Origin of the sequence: Paraburkholderia sp. DD10, from assembly GCF_049177125.1 — a bacterium.
Lineage (GTDB): Bacteria > Pseudomonadota > Gammaproteobacteria > Burkholderiales > Burkholderiaceae > Paraburkholderia > Paraburkholderia terricola.
In genome coordinates this window covers 2,330,978-2,350,303 of the sequence record NZ_CP185392.1, presented here as the reverse complement: position 1 = coordinate 2,350,303, position 19,326 = coordinate 2,330,978, and the positions used below count along the sequence as shown (strand labels likewise).

Here is a 19,326-nt window from a genome sequence, read left to right as displayed (position 1 = left end):
CACAAGCGGCCTACTTGCCCAGTTTGCGCTCGCGATGCGAGCGGTCCTCGACGATTCTCCGGCGCTGCTTGTCTTTCATCTTCTTCCAGCTCTTGCATTCGTCGCGGGTGCGCAAACAGCCGATGCAAAAGCCGGTTTTGCTGTCGAATTTGCAGATGTCGATGCAGGGTGACGCGATGCTCATGACGGATAGGGATAGAGACCAGGAACGGCGACTGTCGCACGCGCGTTGCCCGTGCGCCAAACGATTGTGTTAATAGAACCGATAGCGCGCCGCGTACAACCAGGCGGCGACACAACCGACACAACCTCTTGCTTCCCTCTGTCGATGAAAACTTTTGTGCTTTATGTCGTGACCGCCCTTGCCGAGATCGTCGGTTGCTACTTGCCGTGGCGCTGGCTGAAGCAGGGCGGCTCGATCTGGCTGCTGGTGCCCGGCGCGCTCAGCCTCGCGCTGTTCGCCTGGCTGCTGACACTGCACGGCACCGCCGCGGGCCGCGTGTATGCGGCTTACGGCGGTGTGTACGTGGCGGTGGCGATCGCTTGGCTATGGTGCGTCGACAAACTGCGCCCCACGCCGTGGGATGCGGCGGGCGTTGCCTTCACGCTGGCCGGCATGGCGATCATTGCCTTCCAGCCGCGTGTTTGAAGCGTTGGGCGACGCGCCGCGCGTCGTCGTTCGTGCAACGCTCACGCAAGCGAAGCGTTGCAGCGCGCCTTTACCTGATGCCGCCCAGGTAGTCGAGCTTGCCGAGTTCGACGCCGTTGTGACGCAGAATGTCGTACGCCGTCGTGACGTGAAAATAAAAGTTGGGCAGCACGAAACCGAGCAGATACGACAGGCCCGTGAACTCGATCGGGCCGGTGCGCATTTTCAGCGTGATGGCGCGCTCTTCCGAGCCGTCGATCTGCTCCGCGCTGAACTCCTTCAGATAATCGATCGTCTTTTGCAGGCGCGCGTGCAGTTCGTCGAAGGTCTGTTCGACGTCTTCGAATTTCGGCGCTTCGACGCCGGCCAGACGCGCGGCGCATCCCTTCGCGGTATCGCTCGCGATATAGATCTGGCGCACCAGCGGCAGCATGTCCGGCGCGAGCCGCGCGTTCGTGAACACCGACGGCTCGATCTGCTTCGCGGCGGCATGCGCCTGCGCCTTGCCGAGGATGGCTTGCAGATTGGTCAGGCCGCGAATCAGTACGGGCAGTGATGCTTGATACATCGAAATTGGCATGGGGTTCCTCTGATTCTTTGATCGTGCGCGCACGGCGCGCCAGGCAATGTAGCGGCTGGATTGCCGCTGCAGCATCATAGCGCGTGCCGTGCATGACGCGCTTGAGACAGTGCGGCGTTAGCCATCCGGACAACTGCCGCGCGCGCCGGAACTGTGGTCGAATGCATGGGTCGGACGATTTGGCGAAGTCCTTGAAAACAGCAACCTGTCGCGCTCGTAAGGCGATGAGGTTGTGCAGATGCGCGCCGTGCCCTGGCTTCAGCTTGCGGCCTGCGCCGTCGCGCTAACAGGAGAGTCGACACATGGTCACAAAGCATCCGCTGCCGGGAAGCGAGCGAACGGTGGAACAAGGTTCGAAAGTGGTCGGTCAATGCGATCCGGCGGAACGGATCGAGGTTTTCGTCATGCTGCGCCGTCAACGGCAGGCGCAGTTCGATGCGCTGATGAGCAGAATCCAGGCGGGCGACCCGAACGTGAAACCGCTGTCGCGCGACGAACTGGCAAAAGATTACGGCGCTGCGCCCGACGACATCGCCAAGGTCAAGGCCTTCGCCGCGGCGCACGGCTTGACGGTGGTGCGCGAGGACCCGGCGGCGCGTTCGGTCTTGCTGAGCGGCACGATCGCGCAGTTTCAGGGCGCGTTCGGAGTCAAGCTCGAGCATTACCAGCATCGCACGGCCGGCGAGTTCCGCGGCCGCACCGGCCCGGTCAACGTGCCGGACGATCTGCACGGCGTCGTGGAAGCGGTGCTCGGGCTCGACAACCGGCCCCAGGCGCGGCCGCACTTTCGCATCCGGCCGCCTTTCAGGCCGGCGAAGGCGCGTCAGGTTTCCTTCACCCCTCCGCAACTCGCGGCGCTCTACCAGTTCCCGCAAGGCGACGGCAGCGGGCAATGCGTCGGCATCCTCGAACTCGGGGGCGGATACACCCGCAGCGATCTCGATGCGTACTTCGCGAGCCTGGGTGTCGCGTCGCCCACGGTGAAGCCGGTCAGCGTCGACCAGGCCCGCAATGAGCCGACCGGCGACCCGAACGGCCCGGACGGCGAGGTTACGCTCGACATCGAAGTGGTCGGCGCCATCGCGCCCGGCGCGACGATCGCGGTGTATTTCACGCCGAACAGCGACGCCGGTTTCATCGACGCATTAAGCCGCGCGGTGCACGACACGGCCAACAAGCCCTCGGTGATTTCGATCAGCTGGGGCGCGCCGGAATCGAGCTGGACCAGCCAGTCGCTGCAGGCGTTCAATAGCGTGCTGGAGACGGCGGCGGCGCTCGGCGTGACGGTTTGCGCGGCGTCGGGCGATAGCGGTTCGAGCGATGGCGTGAACGGCGGCGATCAGGTGGACTTTCCCGCGTCGAGTCCCTACGTGCTGGCGTGCGGCGGCACGAGTCTGACCGCATCGGGCACGTCGATTTCGCGCGAGGTGGTGTGGAACGACGGCGCGCAGGGTGGCGCGGGCGGTGGCGGGGTGAGCCGGGCCTTCCCCGTGCCGGCATGGCAAAAGGGCTTGTCCGCCGCTTTGTCGAGTGGCGGCAAGACGGCCCTCGGCGGGCGCGGCGTGCCCGACGTGGCCGGCGACGCATCGCCCATCACCGGCTATACGGTGCTGATCGGCGGCGAGCAGACCGTGATCGGCGGCACCAGCGCGGTCGCGCCGCTGTGGGCGGCGCTGATCGCGCGCATCAATGCGGCGAAGGGCGAGCCGGCCGGTTTCATCAACCCGAAGCTGTACAAGGCGCCGCACGTGTGCAACGACATCACGCAAGGCAACAACGGCAGTTTCGCGGCGTCAGAGGGGTGGGATGCCTGCACCGGACTCGGCAGCCCCAATGGTCAGAAGGTGGCGGGCGCACTATAGTCAGCAGCACACGAGACACCAGCGTGAACGAACCCTTGGAGCGATCATGACGAATACCGAGCCGGCTTCCGTTAGTCCGCAGTCGTCGCACGATTCTCTTGGCCTGAGCACGCCGGCGGCCGCCGGCGTGTCGCGTAAAAGCGGCGACCAGCCATTCTTCGATCCGATCGCTTACGGCAACGGGCCGGACGACGCCGTCACCGAAACCGCCGAGACCGCGGCTGTCACGCACCATTCGGTCACCATCGGCGGCAACACGATCAAGTACACGGCAACGGCGGGGCACCTGGTGATCGTCGACCCGAGCAGCTCGCAGCCCGTCGCCAGAATGTTCCACGTTGCGTTCACGCAGGACAACCAGAAGGAAGAAACCCGCCCGGTGACTTTCTTCTATAACGGCGGGCCGGGTTCGTCCTCGGTGTTCGTGCTGCTCGGATCGTTCGCGCCGCGCCGCATCAGGACGTCGATGCCGGGCTTCACGCCGCCCGCGCCGTACTCGATGGAGGACAATCCCGACAGCCTGCTCGACAAGAGCGACCTCGTGTTCATCAACCCCGTCGGCACCGGTTATTCGGCCGCGATCGCGCCGAAGAAGAACCGCGACTTTTGGGGTGTCGACCAGGACGCCGACTCGATCAAGCAGTTCATCAAGCGTTTTCTCACCAAGCACAACCGCTGGAATTCGCCGAAGTATCTGTTCGGCGAGTCTTACGGCACGGCGCGCAGTTGCGTGCTGGCTTACCGGTTGCACGAAGACGGCGTCGACCTGAACGGCATCACGCTGCAATCGTCGATCCTCGATTACACGCAATCCGGCAATCCTGTTGGCACGCTGCCCACGGCCGCCGCGGACGCGTGGTATCACAAGAAGCTCGGCATCGCGCCACGGCCGACCGATCTCGGCGCGTTCGCCGAAGAGGTGGCGCAATTCGCGCGCACCGATTATCTGGCGGCCTTGCGCAAATTTCCGACCACCGATTCGACGATCGTCGAAAAGCTGAGCGAATACACCGGCATCGACAAAACCACCTTGCTGGCCTGGAGCCTCGACATCACGTCGTACGACAGCCGCGGCAATTCTCTTTTCCTCACCACGCTGCTGAAATCGCAAGGCCTCGCGCTCGGCGCATACGACGGCCGCGTGACCGCGATCGACACCGGCATTGCCGGCAAGGTCGACCCGAATTCCGGCGGCAACGATCCGACCATGACGGCGGTCAGCGGCGTCTATACGACCATGTGGAACGTGTATCTGAACGAGCAGTTGAAATACACGTCGAATTCGTCGTTCACCGACCTGAACGATCAGGCCTTCCAGTACTGGGACTTCGGTCACATCGACCCCACCGGCGAACAGAAGGGCGTCGACGCCAAGGGCAACGTCGTTCTTTACACCGCCGGCGACCTCGCCGCCGTGATGGCGCTCAACCCCGATTTGAAGGTGTTGTCGGCGAACGGCTTCTACGACTACGTCACGCCGTTCTATCAGACCGTGCTCGATTTACAGCAAATGCCGCTTCTCAGCCAGCAGGTCCGGCAGAATCTGTCGGCGCGGTTTTATCCGTCGGGGCACATGATCTATCTCGACGGCGGCTCTCGCACCGCGCTCAAGGCCGACCTCGCAAACATGTACGAGGCGACGGTGTCCGACACGCAGGCGCTCGGACGGATTCGCGCGTTGCAGGCGCGTGTGGCGAAGTAGCGCCTGGCCGGGGGCGCGGTGGCGTCGGCGGCATGCGGCGGCGTGCCGCGCGCCTCGCCGCAGGCGCGGCCTTTTCCACGCCTGCCTATTGAATGTGTTTTAATTGCCCCGCGAATTGAACTATTGCGCGCCGCTGCCGGCGCGTGCACGAATGAACCCAGGCATTGCAGACATACGTCGCGGCAACCGGTTCCGCGACTTGACCAATAGGACGAACACAAACGGGGCGATTGCGCGCACCCTCGCGCGCCGGCGTGAAGCCGCCCATTCCGTTCGCAAGACGCGCGTCGCGCTCCTGCTTGGCTTGACCACGGTGCTCGCCTTGCACGTGGGCGCGGCCCGCGCGCAGGACGCCGGCATGCTCGACGAGCGGGTCACGCAGGAATCGGTAGGCGAGACGATCTGCCGGCCCGGCTATGCGCACACGGTCGCACCGCCGTTCGAAGCAATGCTGGCGCACAAGGACCGCATGCTCGCCGCGCGAGGTATCGATGCGGACGACGGCGCCGATTTCGCACTCGACAGACGTGTGCCCATCGTCCTCGGCGGCTCGCCGGACGCGCCCGCCAATCTCGATCTCCTGCCGTGGGCGGGCCGTGAGGGTGAGCGCCGCAAGGCGCGCGCGGCGGTGATGCTCAAGCGCTGCGTCTGCGAAGGCAAACTGAGTCTCGCGGAAGCGCAAGCCGCGATCGTCGGCAAGTGGTCGGTGGTTTATTCGGGCTTCAGCCAAACCTCTTGCGACGTGAGCCGGCTCGATGTCGCCACCGGCGGCGACAATGGGCGGGACGCCGCGCGCGACCGCTCGCCATGAAGCCGGGCGCTTTCATCCGCATCGTCGTGGGTGTTCGTTCGCGCGTGTTCTCCCGCGCCGTTCGCTGCCCATGCCCACGTCTCACGCAACCGATGGCTCGCGTGCTTCGCGCTCCGCTGCCACAACTTATTCCCGGAGAATCATCATGACCCATTCACGCTTTGCCGCCGTGGCGTTTGCATTCGGTTGCCTGTTCGCTGGCACTGCCGCGCTTGCCGCGGAGCCCGCCCGCTGCGGCAGCGCCGACGCGCTGCAAATTCGCGGCGATGTGCCCGCGGCAATCAGCTTCGACGTGTATCGGCAACTGCGTGCGCAACTGCTGCCGCTGACCGCGCAGCGCGTCGCGCTGTTGCAGGCCGCGGGCGAAGTGAAGCGTCTGCCCGACGGCCTCGCGGTGTGCGAAATCGCCGACGACGGCGTCGACGATCCGTCCGCGGTTCTGGTTCGCTTGCCGCAGGGCAAGAACGCCTGGTGGGTGAGCGCGGCCAACGTGCAAGCGGTGGACTGACCTCGACGGTCAGCGGCCTCTCGCGCATGTCCCGCCGGATGCCGCAGTGATGCCGCCGTGATGCGCGCCGCGGACCGGTGTGGCGTCGAGCGTCGCATCCGATGCGTTTGCCGCGCCTGGACCGCTAAATGAACAGCTGTTTTGCTATTTTCGACGCGGCTTATTCAGGTACAGTGCATTGACGGGATGGTCAGGTCCGTTTCAGACACTGCGTCGCATCGCTTTTGCGGTCGCTTGTGGCTATCCTGAGAAAACAGGACGAATTTCGCAGGGGAGATTTCCATGATTGCCTTCTACTTGTCATTGGCCGCTTTGGGCGCCGCTGGTGCTGCAATGATCCGCGAACTTGCCGCCGCTCAGGCGAAACAGCGCGCCGCGTTGCGCCCAGTGCGCGTGCAAACCGCGGATCGCGGCGCAGGCCGCGGCGCACGCCGAGGGTAAACTGCATGAACCTGATCGTGCGCAACATTGCCGAATCGTGCAGCGAGCAGGAAGTGCGGGAATTCCTCAAGCACGAGTTGGGGCATTACGCGAAACACATCGAGGTGGTCGACGCCGGCAAGCCCGGCGCGTACGCCACGGTGGAGCTGGACGCGCAAGTGCCTTATGTCGGCGAGGTGATCGCGCGGCAGATTCACGGCAAGCAGTTGGGCGGCGTGGCGCTCGAAGCCAGCGCGGATCTGTTCACCGACGAACCGCCGGCCGCTCAATGAGTCGATCACGCGGTTGCTCATTCGGTTGCTCATTCGGTTGCCCATCGAGCGGCTGAAAGCGAATTTCCCGAATGCGGTTCATGGCAAGACGCCGGTTCGATCAGCGTGTCCGCGCACACATTCTTTCCTCGCATTTCCTATCCTCTGTCACTTCCCGCTTGCCTGCGTCGGCCAGTCGAACGGCGTGTACGGCAACGCCCGCGCATGCCGCGTGTCGTCGTGGAAGTGCAGGCGCCGCGTGAGCCGGCGACCCGGCCATCCGGTGGACGACTGGGCGGTCAATAATAATCAGCTTTTCTCAACTGCGCGATGAACTACCCGCATCGGCCTGGCCAGCCTCTACTCGGCCGCATGACTTTCGTATCGGTGGCTCGTCGGCGTGAAGTGTGGCGTATGGCGTCTTTGTGGTCTGTGTTGCATGCGATGCGCGCGGGTCGTTTGCTTCGTTGCCTGGCGCGTGCGTCGGTCGCCGGTTTGTGCACCGCGTGCGCGCTGTCGTGCGGCGTCGCGATCGCGGCATCGGCATCGGCATCCGCGTCCGCGTCCACATCGGCATCGGCATCCGCATCGGCATCGGCATCGGCTTCGGCTTCGGCATCGGCGTCCGCTCCGGTATCCGTATCGGCACCCGCGCCACGATCCAAGCCCGCATCGAAACCGCTCCCGGCGAGCCGGCCCGCGCCTCGCTTCGACGCGTCGGCGGTCACGGCGCCCGATGCCGGCGGCGTGGTCGATCCGCGTCGCGCGTTTGCCTTGCGGGACGCGTTCGCGCAACAGGTGACGCGCCGGCTCAAAGTGCCGGCCGTCGAGCAACGCGCCTACGCCGATCGTCTGCAAGCGGCGCTCGATGGGCAGACATTGGGCGGCCTGTCGGGCGAGTATGTCGTGCTGGTCGATCGCAATGCCAACGTGCAGGCGCTGTTCATCTATTTCCGCGCGACGCCGTCCGACACCTGGCAGATGATCGGTGCGTCGCCGGTTTCGACTGGACGGCCCGGCGAGTATGACCACTTCATCACGCCGCTCGGCGTGTTCGAACATACGCCCGCCAACATGGATTTCCGTTCAGAAGGCACGCAGAACGACAACCATATTCGCGGCTACGGCCAGCGCGACATGCGGATTTTCGACTTCGGCTGGGCGCAGGGCCAGCGCGGCTGGGGCAAGGGCGGCATCTCGGAGATGCGGCTGCAGATGCACGCCACCGACCCCGACTGGCTCGAGCCGGTGCTCGGCATTCGCCACTCGAAGGGTTGCGTGCGGATCCCCGCGTCGCTCAATACGTTTCTCGACCACTACGGCATTCTCGACGCCGAATATGCGGCGTTGGCCGAATCCGGCAAATCGCTGTGGGTGCTGAAAAGCAATCGGCAGATGACGCCGTGGGCGGGGCGGTACATCGTCGTGGTGGATTCGCAGCGCGAGAGCCGTCCCGCGTGGGCGCCGGCGCCGGGCGGCAAGGCACTCGCCAAGGTGCCGGCGGGGGCGAGTTCGGCGGATTGATATTCGTGGGCGGCTGGAACCGGGCCAGGCGCTGAACGATTGTTGGCCCGTGCCCGGCGACGGCGCGGCCAGCGCTTCGCTCGAACTTCGGCCATTGCTGCGCCTGAACTTTCGTCAGCGCGTCAGCGTGGCAAGAGGCTGCGGGCATTCTCTCGATAGGGCGAGTGCCGTTGGCGCTCCACTCGAATTTTCACGATCGCTTCGCTTTGCGGCTAGCGCTTTGCTTTAGCCCGCGTCGACGCGACTGGCGGCAACCCGCACTCATGCTCGCATTGGCGCGACGAGCGCTCCGTCCGACCTCTCACGAGCGCCCCGGCCCCGGCGGCGGCTAGCACTCAGCCGACGCCTCACGACCGCGCCAGCAACACACCCAGCAACGCCACCGCGAAACCCGCGATCTGCACCGGCAGCAGCGTTTCGCCGAAGCCGGCATAACCTTCGAGCGCGGCAAGCGGCGGGGCGAGAAACAGCAGCGCGGTGGCGCGTGCCGCATCGCCACGCCTCACCATCCACACCAGCAAAGTGACGCTGACGCCCGAGAGCATCACGATCCCCCAGGCGAGCGAGGTCCACAACACGGGCGACGCGATCCACCGATGCTCGCCGAGTGTCAGCGCGAGCACGACCGCGACGAGCGCCGCGCCGAAATTCTGCACCGCGCTCGCACTGCGAATATCGGCCCTGGCAAGCGAAGTCTTCTGAAACAAGGTGCCCGCCGTGATCGCGCCGACCGCGCCGATCGAGATGAGCACCACCAGCCACGGCGGCGCGTCGCCATGAGGCGAGGGCGGCGCGGCCGATGCGAGCTTCGGTTCGAGAACCAGCGCCACCCCGGCAAGACCGAGCGCCATGCCGGCCCAGCCACGCCGCGAAAGCCGCTCGCCGAACAGCGGCGCCGCGACGGCGGCGGTCGCGAGCGGCTGCAGCGCGCCGAGCAAGGCCATCACGCCGGCGCTCAAACCCTGCGCGACGGCCCAGTAGCCGGCGCCGAGGTAGACGCCTTGCAGCAGCGCGCCCGCCACCAGGTGCTTGCCGAAATCGCGGCCGGTCGGCCAGGCGGCGCGCGCTACCACGGCGGCAAGCGCGAAGATCAGCGCGGTGCCGCCGAAGCGCGCCAGCAGGAAAAGATTGGGATCGGCGTAGGGCGTGATCGCCCGCGCGACCACGAAACCGGTCGACCACAATACGACGAAGACGGCGGCGATCAGGGAAGCGAGCATCGGAAAGCTTGATGTGAAAAACCGCCATCTTCGCGGGATGCGTGACGCGTGTCTTGTTCGAAGCTGCAATCGGTTGTTCGTCTCGACGGCGGGTGAGCTTTTGCAGCACCGGCAGCCGCTACGGGACCGGTCGCGTTCGCCACGCTCGCGCCAATCGCGGCGGCCAGGGTTCTTGCGACACTAGGAGCACGGCGAGCACTGGGAGCATCGAGAGCACCGAGAGCACCGACAGCGCCGACAGCGCCGACAGCACCGACAGCACCGACAGCACCGACAGCACCGACAGCACCGACAGCACCGACAGCACCGACAGCACCGACAGCACCGACAGCACGAAAAGCACGAAGAACACCAACCGCCCCAGCCCCTCACATTCATCCCATCTACATCGACCTCGTCACCACCACGCCAGCAACGCCGTGCCCGCGCCGAGCACGGCGCCGCACAACACACACGCCCACAACAGCAGCCGCGTGCGACGGTACTCCCGCCCGATATCCGCCATCAATTGAGCGTTCTGCCGTGGCGTGCGCGCGCGGTCGTGTTCATGCTGCAAATAGCGCACCGCCAGTTGCGGCACGCGCGGCAGCATATGCGCGAGGTGCGGCAACTCGCGCGAGATGCGCTTGATCCAGCCGCGATGATCGACGTCGCGCCGCGCAATGTCCGCGAGTACGCCGCGTGCGATGTTCCAGCTATCGACGCCCGGATGCAGCGCGCGCGCCAACGTCTCCGCCTGCTGAAAGGAGCGCTGCGCGGTGGCGAGACGCGTGGGCACGACGCCGTCGAACGGCTGTACGACGTGCAGCAGATGCTGAAACAGCGAACCCGCCGAGCGGTCTGCCGGCGCGGCGGCGAAATGCGCTTCGGCGCGCGTGCGCAACTCGGCCTCGAGCAGGTCCGCGCGCGTGTCGTGGGGAACGTGCCCGGCGTCGCGATGCAGTTCGGCCAGCCGGCCATAGTCCTGGTCGAACAGGGCGGTCGCGCCGTGCACGAAGAACTCGCGCTCACCGGTCGATAGACTCGACATGATCGAAAACTCCGCGAGCACGAGACGCCCGAGCGTGTCCGGTTCGATGCTCACACGCACCCGGCGCGCATCGAGCGTCGCGTGAAAGAAGCCGTGCTCGAACGCCTGCTCCGTCACCACCTCGACGATATGCGCGGCCAGCGGCGCGAGCTTGACGTGATGCGCGCGCAGGGCGGTCAGGTCGCTGGCCGGCAAGCTGCTGATGCGCTGCATCGTCAGCGTGTGGCTCGTGCACAGATCCCAGATGACGCTCGGCACGACGATGCGCGCGTCGCCGTCGAAATGATGGCCGGTCTGACTCAGATTGGCGGCTTCGGCGCGCAGATCGAAGCGGCGCAGGATGTCGTCGGTGAACGTCTGCGCCAGCGCGCGCAATTGCAGGCGGCGCGCGCTGCCTGAAATCTTCTCCAGCCAGCGCGCGACCCAGCGCAACAGCGCGAGTTCGTCGACGATCTGTTGCAGTTGATCGGCGCGCACCAGCTTGATCGCCACTTCGCGATGGCCGTTGATCGGCGCGAGGAGCCGCGCGAAGTGAGTCTGTTCGGCGAAGCCGCCGCGCACCGGCACCAGATCCACGGCGCTGAACAGCGTGGCGAGCGGACGGCCGAATGCGCGCGTCAAAGCCTGTTCCGATTCGGGCGGCGGCAGCGGCGCTTCGAGGTGATCGATTGCGTCGATGGCGTCGTGCAAGGTGCTCGTTGCGAGTTCGGGCCGTTCGGCCAGCGTCCGCGCGAAGCGGCTCGCGAGCGGTCCGAGAGCCGGCAGCACGTCGTGCAGGCGTTCGACGCGGCGCCCGGAGGCCTGCATGCGGACGATCAACTGGATCAGCCAGTGCAGTTTGTGCCCGGACGGCGCGGCCAGCCAGAGCAGGCGCGCGCCGTAACGCAACGCGTGCAACAGCAGCAATAGACGGCGAAACAGTGGCGGCATCGGTAGTTCGGTTGACAGGGCCACGGGGCATAGACGCCTATCGGTTCGCGGCCAGGGCAATCAGGTTAGCAGGTTCAGCCGCGGCGATTTATCCGGGCCTGTCTTTATTTGCGTCATGCGGTTCGCCGAGGGAAGCGCCCGGCGCCGCACCCTGTTGCTCACTTGCCGCCAGTGACATCGAGGAACGTGCCGGTGATGAAGGAAGCCTCGGCGCTTGCCAGCCATAGGATCGCCCGCGCGACCTCTTCGGGTTGACCGCCTCTTCCCATGGGGATCGAGTCCTTGACGCGCTCCACCCGTCCCGGCTCGCCGCCGCTGGCATGCATGTCGGTGTAGATGTGCCCAGGGCGAATGCAGTTGACGCGTATCCCATCCCGCGCGACTTCTTTTGCAAAACCGGTGGTGAAGGTTTCGACGGCACCCTTCGACGCAGCGTAGTCGACGTATTCGTTCGGGCTACCGAGCCGGGCCGATGCCGATGAGATGTTGATGACGGAGCCGCCCCGCCCATTGTGACGATACGACATGCGCTTTGCCGCCTGCTGCGCACAGAGAATGGGGCCGATCGAGTTGACCGCGAAGATACGCTGCATCCGCTCGAATTCGAGATCCTCTAGCCGGGACTGCCGCGCAATGATCGCGGCGTTGTTCACCAGCACATCGATCCGGCCGAACGTTCGGTCGATCGCGGCGAAAAGCTGAGCGACCTGTTCTGGGTCCGCGCTGTCGGCGCGCATGGGTAAAGCCCGTCGCCCGAGCGCTTCCACATCGGCCGCCACCGCAAGGGCGGCAGACTCGTTGGAGACGAAGCTTATCGCCACATCGTAACCGTGTGCGGCGGCAAGCCGCGCGGTCGCCGCGCCCACGCCACGGCCTCCCCCGGTTATCAGAATCAACGGGGCCTGCGAAACAGTATTCATCCGGCGAACCTCCACGTGATGGTGAAATGATGATTCAGGCTGCAATGATGCTTGCGCGATGCTTTCACTCGTGTGGCGACCTCTATCGAAATGCGTGCTGACTGGGCTAAATGACCGACGAGCGCGTCCCGAGCGAGCTCACGTCTTGCGCAGATGCGGACGAAGCGCAAGCGCCAGTGGGAAGACGGCCAGCGCCGTGGCCGCAGTCGCAAGCGTGGCGCCGAGTACGCCGATGCGGTCGCCCAGAAGACCGTAGGCAACCGGAGCGAGTGCCCCCGAAGCGATGGTGCCGGTGTAAAAGAGCGCGAACGCTCGCTCGGTACGCTCGACCGACGTCAGTTCGGGCACCGTTCCGTAAAGCACGGACGATGTGCCGTTGAGCATCACGCCGAGCAGCGGCAGTACGATCAGAGCGGGCGCCAGTGGCAGGCAAATCACGGCAAGGATCAACGCCGCCGTACCGCCTTCGGTTGCGAGCACGGTTCCGATGACGCCCACGCGCGCGCCGAGCCAGCCGCACACGAACTTGCCGGCGGCGCCACCGATGAAGACGAGCGCGAGCGCCGTGCCCATCATCGGTTGCGAGATGCCTTTCGTTTTCAGGAGAAAGGGCAGGAAGGTCAATAGCCCCATGCGCACGGCGGTGTCGAGCACGCCGATCGTGAACAGCAGTGAGAAGCCCGCTCGCGAACCGTTGTTGTTGTGGCTCGACGCTTCCTCGATGGAAGACTCGTCCCGAGGAACCGATGGGAGAAAAAGTGCAATCACTGCCGCGACTAAAACGCCAACGGTCGACATGGCCCAAAGCGCATGGCGCCACGGCATGATGGTAATCAGAAGCGAGATAGCCGCCGGAAGCGCGGATTTTCCGAGGTCGCCTGAAAAATTGTAGACGCTGAGCGGCCGTCGAGCGTTGCGTCCATACACGCGCGAGACGGCTCCCGAAGCCAGCGGATGCTGTGTGCTCGAACCGCTTCCCGAGATGGCGAGCGCGACGCATAAGCCCAGCAGGGTGCCGGACATGCCTGCGACGGCATAGCCCAACGCGGCCAGCAACGTGCCGAACGCAAGCGTCGCGCGGGTGCCCAATGTGCGCGCCAGGCGTCCGGCGGGCAATTGCAGCGTTGCCATCGTGCCCGCATAGATGGCGCGCAACATCGCCAGGGCACCGTAATTGAGTCCAAAGTCCGCCTGCCAGACAGGCAGCAAGGCGTAGATCATGTCGGTGTACCCGTCGTGCAGCGCGTGCGCCATGCACGAGAGCCATAACACGCGCGTGCGTGACACGGAGGTCGATTGATCGGGTCCGTCGGCGACGCGCGTCGTTGGAGTGGAGAAAGAGAAAAGTCTCACGGTTCAACCGAAATTCGGAAGCGCGAGTCTCGGCGACAACTCGAGCGTTTTGTTACAGGGCACCCCATAGTCTAGGTTCGCCTAGAACGTGCCACAACTGACGTAAAATTGAGTCAGACGGGAGAAAAAGTCACCTTATGGACACAGACAAACGCACAAGGAAAGACGTGGACAAGTTGCCCCCGTTGAATGCGTTGCGGCACTTCGAGGCGGTCGCCCGCCTCGGGAGTTTCGCGGCTGCGGCGAGCGATCTGCACGTCACGCACTGGGCGGTCGGCAAACAGATTCGATTGCTGGAAGACTGGTTCGGCGTTCCGCTCTTCGAGCGTCGCTCGCGTGGCGTCGTGCCTACGGACGAGGGCGCTGCTCTGCTCAATGATGTCGAAGGTGCATTTGCGCGCCTGGGCAGCTCGGTCACCCGGCTGCGTCACAAATCCATTACGCGTCGTATAACGGGGGTCGTGCGCGTGAATGCGCTGGCGAGCTTCGCTTTGTGCTGGCTCATACCGCGCCTGGCGGATTTTCAGGCCCGCTACCCGGACATCGATGTGCGGCTCTCTACAACCTCACGCAAGTTGCGCTACGTCGGTGATGCATTCGACGTCGGCGTGCGCTCGGGACCCGAGGACGCGGCGGGCCTCGTGTCAACGACGCTGATGCCCGACTTGCGTCTGCCCGCCTGTAGCCCGGCGATGCTGCTAAGCCATCCGATCAGGACGGTCGCCGATTTGCGACATCACACGCTCCTTCATTCCACCAGCACTCGCACGGCCTGGTCCGACTGGTTGCGGGAGGCCGGCGCACCGGGCCTGCGCGGCGCCCGCCATCTCGACTTCGATCATGTTTTTCTTCAACTGGGCGCCGCCGCCGAAGGCCTCGGCGTGACGTTGGCGTCGCTGCCGCTCATCGAGCGCGAGATCGCAACAGGGCGTCTAGTGTGTCCGATATCAGAGCCGGCCTGGCGCGGACCCGATTACACGTTGGTCGTGAACACCGATCGCGCGGACGATGCCGCAGTCATCGCATTCAGAAAGTGGATCATGGCGGCCGCGGCGCAGAATCCGGTGGAGCCGGCTCGAAGCGAACCTGCACAAAAAGTACGTCGAACTACAGCGCGCACGAAACGAGCGCGGCGCTAGTTGTGACGGGCCGTGTGGTGGTGTCCGCCACCATGAAAGAACTGCTCGGCGATCAGCGCATTTGCGATGCGTATCGGGGCGGGCGCTCGCGGCGGAAACGGCGTCTTGAGCGTGATCCGGCGCTGGCTTGATAGCGTCCCGTGCGCGATGCGGCGGAACGCTGTATGCGCGGCCTTGGCATCCAATCGCATGGTCGGCGCAGGCCTTCGATGAATGAGAGAGAAAGGAATTGACGTTGTTCTGCGAGCATTGACGGCTTTTCCTTACTCATGATGTATGAGTCGCCGGGTGCAGACAGGTCCAACGAATCGCGCTCAACAGTCGTCTTTGAGCCGACAACGAAGCTCACGACGACGCGCGTAAGTCAAGAAGCTCCATCGTCACGTTTTCCCGTTTATCAGTTCGCGCCGTGATTACTTGATCAACTGCATCCCCGCGACCTTCGAGGCCGCCACGTCGAAAGTAGCCGTGTATTCGCATCCGGCTACATACCCCGAGCGCTCGATCAGGCAGTCCGCGAAGTCCGACTTTGCAGATGCGGCGAAAACGCGAAGTGCCTTTCGCACCGTGTCAGCGCCTTCAACGACCAGTTCCTTGGTGCCGATCATCGAGTCAATGATGTCCTTCATCTGCTCGCGCTCGACGCCGTAGCAACGTCCGAGCACCCACACGACTTCGACCAGCGCGACCTGCGAAACGTACCCCGGCCTCTCGGCCGATAGGGACTCCATCAGCGCCGTCGCCTTCTTCGAGTGCACGGCGTCGTCCTGGGCGAAGTAGCGGACCAGCACGTTCGTATCCAGTCCAATCATCGCGCGGATGCTCCCTGTTCCGCGATGGCCCGGTTCATGTCTTCGACCGACACCGGTTTAGCAGGCTTCTTCACGATGCCCTTGAGCGACGCAAGCGAGCGCGTGGCCGGATAGACCTCGTACCGGCCGGTCGCCTCGTTGAAGCTGAATTCGATCCGGTCTCCCGACTGCAGGCCAAGCTGATTGCGGACGTCCACGGGGATCGTAACCTGGCCCTTCGAAGTGAGAGTTGCTGTTGTCATGGTGACACCTCCAATAATCCTTACTTTAAGGTAAGGAGTCATGGAAAGCAAGAACGAAATAACGGCACACCACGTTTTGTGAGCCTGAAGCATCGCGGCCCGAAATTCCAGGTGCGATTACCCGATCGCCAAACCACGCGAACTGAAAATTGAATATGCCCAGCCAACCCATCGCCAAGACGCTATGACCCTTCCACCAGAGCAGCTTATGCGCGCTATCGAGTTCGGCAAAAGCTGGAAGCAATATCGAGGCGATATACAAAAAAATTCCGATCGACCCTGAACGGACGGTCTTCGGCAAACGTCGAATGTCCCTTGATTCGCCCGCAGCGGACCATCAACTGAAGTCACTTCATAGCTTTGACCGCTGACTCGATTGCCCCGACAGGCAGCCGCGAGGAACGTGGCCGGTGATGCCACGTTTTCATCCATGTGCATTGATAACGGTGGAACATCAATACTTGGAAAAAATGCACTTTTCGCGTGGCCCCGTTTGCGTAACGCCTGTGCGGTGGGCCGGTGCAAGAGCCGCCTCACGCGTGCGGTCGGTCATGCGTCCGGGCGGCGCTCAGGCAAACCCTGCTGCATGCCCGGTCGATCGCGTATTCGGATAGCGCGAGCGGCGTCTATGTCGAGCGCGAGTTGTTCAAGCGGCTCGGCATCGAGGAACAGGTGAAAACCAGGGCGAGGATGATCCCGAAGATTCCGGTGGCGTCCGTGGTTGCGACCGGCGACTACGAAGTGGGTCTTCAGCAGGTTAGCGAGTTGCTGCCGGTGAAGGGCGCGGCGTACGTCGGCAAGATTCCGGAGTCGATGCAGTCCGTCACGCGCTTTGCCGCGGGCATACCGGTCGGCGCGCAGCATCCGAAGGAGGCGAAAGCGCTGCTCGACTATCTGGCGTCGCCCGCCGTGCAGCCGGAAGTGACATCGACCGGGCTCGATTCCGTCGCCACGCATTGAGACCCAGGCAACGATTCAAACCGGCAGGTCGGCGGGCTGATCGAAGGGTTCTTCTGGCTCATGGGCCAGGCTCAAGGCGTTCTTCAGGCGCGTTCGGTCGCAGGCGCGCTCCCACATCGATACGAAGATCACCGCGCAGGCGTTGCTGATCACGCTCGTCAGGGCGCGCGCCTCGGACATGAAGCGATCGATGCCGACCAGCAGCGCGACGCTTGCAACCGGCAGATCGGGAATGACGGCGAGCGTCGCGACGAGCGCAACCAGGCCGCTGCCCGATACGCCCGCCGCGCCCTTCGACGTGAGCAGCATGACCGCGAGCATCGTCGCGATCTGGCCGCCCGAGAGGTGCACATCGCACGCTTGCGCGATGAACATCGAGGCGAGCGTCAGGTAGATCGCCGTGCCGTCGAGATTGAAGGAATAGCCGGCCGGCAGCACGAGACCCACGATGCCCTTGTTGCAGCCAAGCGCTTCGAGCTTGACGATGAGGCGCGGCAGCACCGGTTCGGTCGACGACGTCGCGAGCACGATGACGAGTTCCTCGCGAATGTAGCGCAGCAGCCGCCAAAGCGAGAAGCCGTGCAGGCGTGCGAGCGGACCGAGCACGCACACGACGAACAGCAGGCACGCCGCATAGAACGACACCATCAGCATGCCGAGCGAGCCAATCGAACGGATGCCGAAACGGCCCACCGTGAACGCCATCGCGCCGAATGCCCCGGCCGGCGCGAGCCGCATGATCAGCGCGAGGATGCGGAACAGCGCATGGGCGATGCCGTCGATGAATTCCTGTACCCGTCGGCCGCCGTCTCCGCTGGCGTTCAATGCGAAGCCGAACAGAAGGGCGAGCAGCAAGACCGGCAGCACCTCGCCTTTCTCGAAGGCGCCGACGAGCGTCTCCGGAATCACCTGCAGCGCGAATTCGACGAGTCCGTGCGACTGCGTGCGAGTCGAATATTGCGCGAGGATGGCGGTGTCCAGATGATGTGGGTCGATATGCAGTCCCGCGCCCGGACGCAGCGCGAACGCGGTCGCGAGCCCCAGGACGAGTGCAACGATGGTGAGAAAGTAGAACAACGCCAGCGCTTTCAGGATGGTCCGGCCGATCTTCGAGCCGCTCGCAAGCGACGTGATGCCGGTGACGATCGTGCAGAAGACGATTGGCGCGATCATCATGCGCACCAGCGCGACGAACGCGTCGCTGAGCGGTTTCAGCGACGCGCCGACCTGCGGCCAGAAGTGGCCGACAGTCATGCCGAGCGCCATTCCAAGCAGAACCTGAACATAAAGCAGCCTGAAGGGCCTTGGCAGTGTCATTTCGGGGTCTTCTTCGCCGCACCGGCCGTGCCGCTGCGCTTCGTGTCGAGGATCGTCTGGTAGAACTGCTGCGCGGCCGGCGCGAGGGGGCGTCCCCGGCGCCTGACGATGCCGACTCGCCTCGTCACGACCGGATCGACGAGCGGGACGCTGGTGAGAATCGGATGGTCGCGCATGGGCATCGCCATTGAAGGCACGGCCGCCACCCCGAGTCCCGCTTCGATCAGGCCGAGCAGGGTGGTGACGTGGCGAGTCTCGCAGACGCTCGGCACGGCCGGCGCCACGTTGGTCAACGCCTGATCGAGCAGCAGGCGGTTGCCGGAAGTCTTGTCGACGGAAACGTATTCGTGCTCATAAAGCTCGCTCCAGGACACACGTGTCTTTCGGGCCAGCGGATGATCGCGGCGGCATGCGGCGACGAACCGTTCCTGCAGCAGGACCTTGAACTCGACCTCGGATTCCTGGCTGCCCATGAAGCTCACGCCGAAATCGGCTTCACCGCTGATGACCGAGCCGAGCACTTCGTTGGCGCTCGAGTCGAGCAGTTTGACCCGGATTCGCGGATAGCGGCTGTGATAGGCGGCAATGACGCTCGGCAGGAAATAGTAGGCAACCGACGGCACGCACGCGATGGTCACGTGACCGAGGCGGCTGGTAGACACGTCGCGGATGCCGAGCAACGCGACGTCGAGATCGTCGAGAAGCTGTTCCGCGCTTGGGGCGAACACGCGACCTACGGTGGTGAGCGTCACGCTGCGAGTGGTCCGCTCGAAGAGCCGCACGCCGAGCGCCGCTTCGAGCTTCTCGATGCGCCGGCTCAGCGCCGGCTGCGATATGTTGACCGCCTCCGCTGCCTTGCGGAAGCTGCCCAACTCCACGACGGCTCGAAACGCCTGCAAATCGTTCAGATCGAAGTTGACGCCCACGAGCCATCCTCAGCATTTTAGAATGCGGCTATTTTGCATGATATGGACGAACGCGCCCATCGAGGACAACACTCGGTGATTAGCTCGCGGGGTGATCGAAGTCCAGACCGATGGGGGATAGCGGCCAAGCTCGATATTTCCGCTAACGT

General features: G+C 64.5%; 21 protein-coding genes and 1 pseudogene. 9 read left to right on the top strand and 13 right to left on the bottom strand.

The annotated features are described in order from the left end of the window. Positions 1-10 precede the first annotated feature (10 nt). Complete coding sequence (locus tag ACOCG7_RS10720) at positions 11-184, bottom strand: DUF1289 domain-containing protein (RefSeq protein WP_073429258.1); 174 nt, start codon at positions 182-184, stop codon at positions 11-13. 144 nt (positions 185-328) lie between these two features. Here ACOCG7_RS10720 and ACOCG7_RS10715 point away from each other — a divergent pair, with 144 nt between their 5' ends. Further along, positions 329-649, top strand: coding sequence for a YnfA family protein (locus ACOCG7_RS10715; RefSeq protein WP_073429257.1), 321 nt, complete (start codon positions 329-331; stop codon positions 647-649). Between the two features lie 70 nt (positions 650-719). Here ACOCG7_RS10715 and ACOCG7_RS10710 read toward each other — a convergent pair whose 3' ends face one another. Next, complete coding sequence (locus ACOCG7_RS10710) at positions 720-1,229, bottom strand: DUF1993 domain-containing protein (protein ID WP_114164721.1); 510 nt, start codon at positions 1,227-1,229, stop codon at positions 720-722. Positions 1,230-1,531: 302 nt separating this feature from the next. On the opposite strand from ACOCG7_RS10710, the gene ACOCG7_RS10705 reads away from it, so the two are divergent. The 6 genes from ACOCG7_RS10705 to ACOCG7_RS10680 all read left to right on the top strand — a co-directional run bounded on the left by ACOCG7_RS10705 (position 1,532) and on the right by ACOCG7_RS10680 (position 8,328). Beyond that, positions 1,532-3,091, top strand: a complete 1,560-nt coding sequence (locus ACOCG7_RS10705; protein ID WP_421375436.1) for a S53 family peptidase — start codon at positions 1,532-1,534, stop codon at positions 3,089-3,091. Positions 3,092-3,137: 46 nt separating this feature from the next. Continuing rightward, on the top strand, positions 3,138-4,793 hold the full coding sequence (locus tag ACOCG7_RS10700) for a S10 family peptidase (RefSeq protein WP_421375434.1): 1,656 nt from the start codon (positions 3,138-3,140) through the stop codon (positions 4,791-4,793). Between the two features lie 151 nt (positions 4,794-4,944). Continuing rightward, positions 4,945-5,604 (top strand): hypothetical protein, encoded by a 660-nt coding sequence (locus ACOCG7_RS10695; protein ID WP_421375432.1) that lies wholly within the window; start codon positions 4,945-4,947, stop codon positions 5,602-5,604. Between the two features lie 145 nt (positions 5,605-5,749). Continuing rightward, positions 5,750-6,112 (top strand): hypothetical protein, encoded by a 363-nt coding sequence (locus tag ACOCG7_RS10690; RefSeq protein WP_421375430.1) that lies wholly within the window; start codon positions 5,750-5,752, stop codon positions 6,110-6,112. A gap of 446 nt (positions 6,113-6,558) precedes the next feature. Next, positions 6,559-6,825, top strand: a complete 267-nt coding sequence (locus ACOCG7_RS10685; protein ID WP_073429252.1) for a hypothetical protein — start codon at positions 6,559-6,561, stop codon at positions 6,823-6,825. A gap of 423 nt (positions 6,826-7,248) precedes the next feature. Then, positions 7,249-8,328 carry a L,D-transpeptidase gene (locus ACOCG7_RS10680; RefSeq protein WP_421377605.1) on the top strand — a complete coding sequence of 360 codons (1,080 nt, stop codon included), beginning with the start codon at positions 7,249-7,251 and terminating at the stop codon, positions 8,326-8,328. Positions 8,329-8,675: 347 nt separating this feature from the next. Here ACOCG7_RS10680 and ACOCG7_RS10675 read toward each other — a convergent pair whose 3' ends face one another. The 5 genes from ACOCG7_RS10675 to ACOCG7_RS10655 form a co-directional block, all read right to left on the bottom strand. Continuing rightward, positions 8,676-9,548, bottom strand: coding sequence for a DMT family transporter (locus ACOCG7_RS10675; protein ID WP_073429251.1), 873 nt, complete (start codon positions 9,546-9,548; stop codon positions 8,676-8,678). A gap of 118 nt (positions 9,549-9,666) precedes the next feature. Then, positions 9,667-9,900: a hypothetical protein gene (locus ACOCG7_RS10670; protein ID WP_421375428.1), complete on the bottom strand. Its 234-nt coding sequence runs from the start codon at positions 9,898-9,900 to the stop codon at positions 9,667-9,669. Between the two features lie 45 nt (positions 9,901-9,945). Next, entirely contained in the window at positions 9,946-11,508 is a 1,563-nt protein-coding gene (locus ACOCG7_RS10665; RefSeq protein ID WP_421375426.1) for an ABC1 kinase family protein, read from the bottom strand. A 158-nt stretch (positions 11,509-11,666) separates the two neighbouring features. Further along, positions 11,667-12,428 (bottom strand): SDR family oxidoreductase, encoded by a 762-nt coding sequence (locus ACOCG7_RS10660; protein ID WP_083080993.1) that lies wholly within the window; start codon positions 12,426-12,428, stop codon positions 11,667-11,669. Positions 12,429-12,566: 138 nt separating this feature from the next. Then, complete coding sequence (locus ACOCG7_RS10655) at positions 12,567-13,781, bottom strand: MFS transporter (RefSeq protein WP_421375424.1); 1,215 nt, start codon at positions 13,779-13,781, stop codon at positions 12,567-12,569. Positions 13,782-13,918: 137 nt separating this feature from the next. Here ACOCG7_RS10655 and ACOCG7_RS10650 point away from each other — a divergent pair, with 137 nt between their 5' ends. Next, positions 13,919-14,920: a LysR substrate-binding domain-containing protein gene (locus tag ACOCG7_RS10650; RefSeq protein ID WP_073429247.1), complete on the top strand. Its 1,002-nt coding sequence runs from the start codon at positions 13,919-13,921 to the stop codon at positions 14,918-14,920. Here the strand turns inward: ACOCG7_RS10650 and ACOCG7_RS10645 are convergent. From ACOCG7_RS10645 to ACOCG7_RS10630, 4 genes are all read right to left on the bottom strand, one after another. After that, on the bottom strand, positions 14,917-15,111 hold the full coding sequence (locus ACOCG7_RS10645) for a hypothetical protein (protein WP_083080992.1): 195 nt from the start codon (positions 15,109-15,111) through the stop codon (positions 14,917-14,919). The genes ACOCG7_RS10650 and ACOCG7_RS10645 overlap by 4 nt on opposite strands. A gap of 222 nt (positions 15,112-15,333) precedes the next feature. Next, positions 15,334-15,732 (bottom strand): PIN domain-containing protein, encoded by a 399-nt coding sequence (locus ACOCG7_RS10640; protein ID WP_073429245.1) that lies wholly within the window; start codon positions 15,730-15,732, stop codon positions 15,334-15,336. After that, positions 15,729-15,974, bottom strand: a complete 246-nt coding sequence (locus ACOCG7_RS10635) for an AbrB/MazE/SpoVT family DNA-binding domain-containing protein (RefSeq protein WP_073429293.1) — start codon at positions 15,972-15,974, stop codon at positions 15,729-15,731. The genes ACOCG7_RS10640 and ACOCG7_RS10635 overlap by 4 nt, the downstream gene beginning before the upstream one ends. 25 nt (positions 15,975-15,999) lie before the next feature. Beyond that, a complete protein-coding gene (locus ACOCG7_RS10630) occupies positions 16,000-16,275 on the bottom strand; it encodes a hypothetical protein (RefSeq protein ID WP_421375420.1) in 276 nt (91 codons plus the stop codon). Positions 16,276-16,541: 266 nt separating this feature from the next. On the opposite strand from ACOCG7_RS10630, the pseudogene ACOCG7_RS10625 reads away from it, so the two are divergent. Continuing rightward, positions 16,542-16,934: pseudogene (locus tag ACOCG7_RS10625) on the top strand (substrate-binding domain-containing protein); the annotation flags it as partial. A 15-nt stretch (positions 16,935-16,949) separates the two neighbouring features. Here ACOCG7_RS10625 and dctA read toward each other — a convergent pair. Next, positions 16,950-18,251: a C4-dicarboxylate transporter DctA gene (dctA, locus tag ACOCG7_RS10620; RefSeq protein WP_073429244.1), complete on the bottom strand. Its 1,302-nt coding sequence runs from the start codon at positions 18,249-18,251 to the stop codon at positions 16,950-16,952. Continuing rightward, a complete protein-coding gene (locus tag ACOCG7_RS10615; protein ID WP_073429243.1) occupies positions 18,248-19,177 on the bottom strand; it encodes a LysR family transcriptional regulator in 930 nt (309 codons plus the stop codon). Before ACOCG7_RS10615 ends, dctA begins: the two co-directional genes overlap by 4 nt. Positions 19,178-19,326: the final 149 nt, after the last annotated feature.

Bases quoted from the DNA above. Each gene is read 5' to 3' on its own strand.
- ACOCG7_RS10715 (WP_073429257.1), top strand. From the start codon at position 329: ATGAAAACTTTTGTGCTTTATGTCGTGACCGCCCTTGCCGAGATCGTC.
- dctA (WP_073429244.1), bottom strand. From the start codon at position 18,251: ATGACACTGCCAAGGCCCTTCAGGCTGCTTTATGTTCAGGTTCTGCTT.
- ACOCG7_RS10710 (WP_114164721.1), bottom strand. From the start codon at position 1,229: ATGCCAATTTCGATGTATCAAGCATCACTGCCCGTACTGATTCGCGGC.
- ACOCG7_RS10650 (WP_073429247.1), top strand. From the start codon at position 13,919: ATGGACACAGACAAACGCACAAGGAAAGACGTGGACAAGTTGCCCCCG.
- ACOCG7_RS10640 (WP_073429245.1), bottom strand. From the start codon at position 15,732: ATGATTGGACTGGATACGAACGTGCTGGTCCGCTACTTCGCCCAGGAC.
- ACOCG7_RS10685 (WP_073429252.1), top strand. From the start codon at position 6,559: ATGAACCTGATCGTGCGCAACATTGCCGAATCGTGCAGCGAGCAGGAA.
- ACOCG7_RS10700 (WP_421375434.1), top strand. From the start codon at position 3,138: ATGACGAATACCGAGCCGGCTTCCGTTAGTCCGCAGTCGTCGCACGAT.
- ACOCG7_RS10720 (WP_073429258.1), bottom strand. From the start codon at position 184: ATGAGCATCGCGTCACCCTGCATCGACATCTGCAAATTCGACAGCAAA.
- ACOCG7_RS10705 (WP_421375436.1), top strand. From the start codon at position 1,532: ATGGTCACAAAGCATCCGCTGCCGGGAAGCGAGCGAACGGTGGAACAA.
- ACOCG7_RS10645 (WP_083080992.1), bottom strand. From the start codon at position 15,111: ATGCGATTGGATGCCAAGGCCGCGCATACAGCGTTCCGCCGCATCGCG.
- ACOCG7_RS10695 (WP_421375432.1), top strand. From the start codon at position 4,945: ATGAACCCAGGCATTGCAGACATACGTCGCGGCAACCGGTTCCGCGAC.
- ACOCG7_RS10675 (WP_073429251.1), bottom strand. From the start codon at position 9,548: ATGCTCGCTTCCCTGATCGCCGCCGTCTTCGTCGTATTGTGGTCGACC.
- ACOCG7_RS10660 (WP_083080993.1), bottom strand. From the start codon at position 12,428: ATGAATACTGTTTCGCAGGCCCCGTTGATTCTGATAACCGGGGGAGGC.
- ACOCG7_RS10665 (WP_421375426.1), bottom strand. From the start codon at position 11,508: ATGCCGCCACTGTTTCGCCGTCTATTGCTGCTGTTGCACGCGTTGCGT.
- ACOCG7_RS10635 (WP_073429293.1), bottom strand. From the start codon at position 15,974: ATGACAACAGCAACTCTCACTTCGAAGGGCCAGGTTACGATCCCCGTG.
- ACOCG7_RS10690 (WP_421375430.1), top strand. From the start codon at position 5,750: ATGACCCATTCACGCTTTGCCGCCGTGGCGTTTGCATTCGGTTGCCTG.
- ACOCG7_RS10680 (WP_421377605.1), top strand. From the start codon at position 7,249: ATGCGCGCGGGTCGTTTGCTTCGTTGCCTGGCGCGTGCGTCGGTCGCC.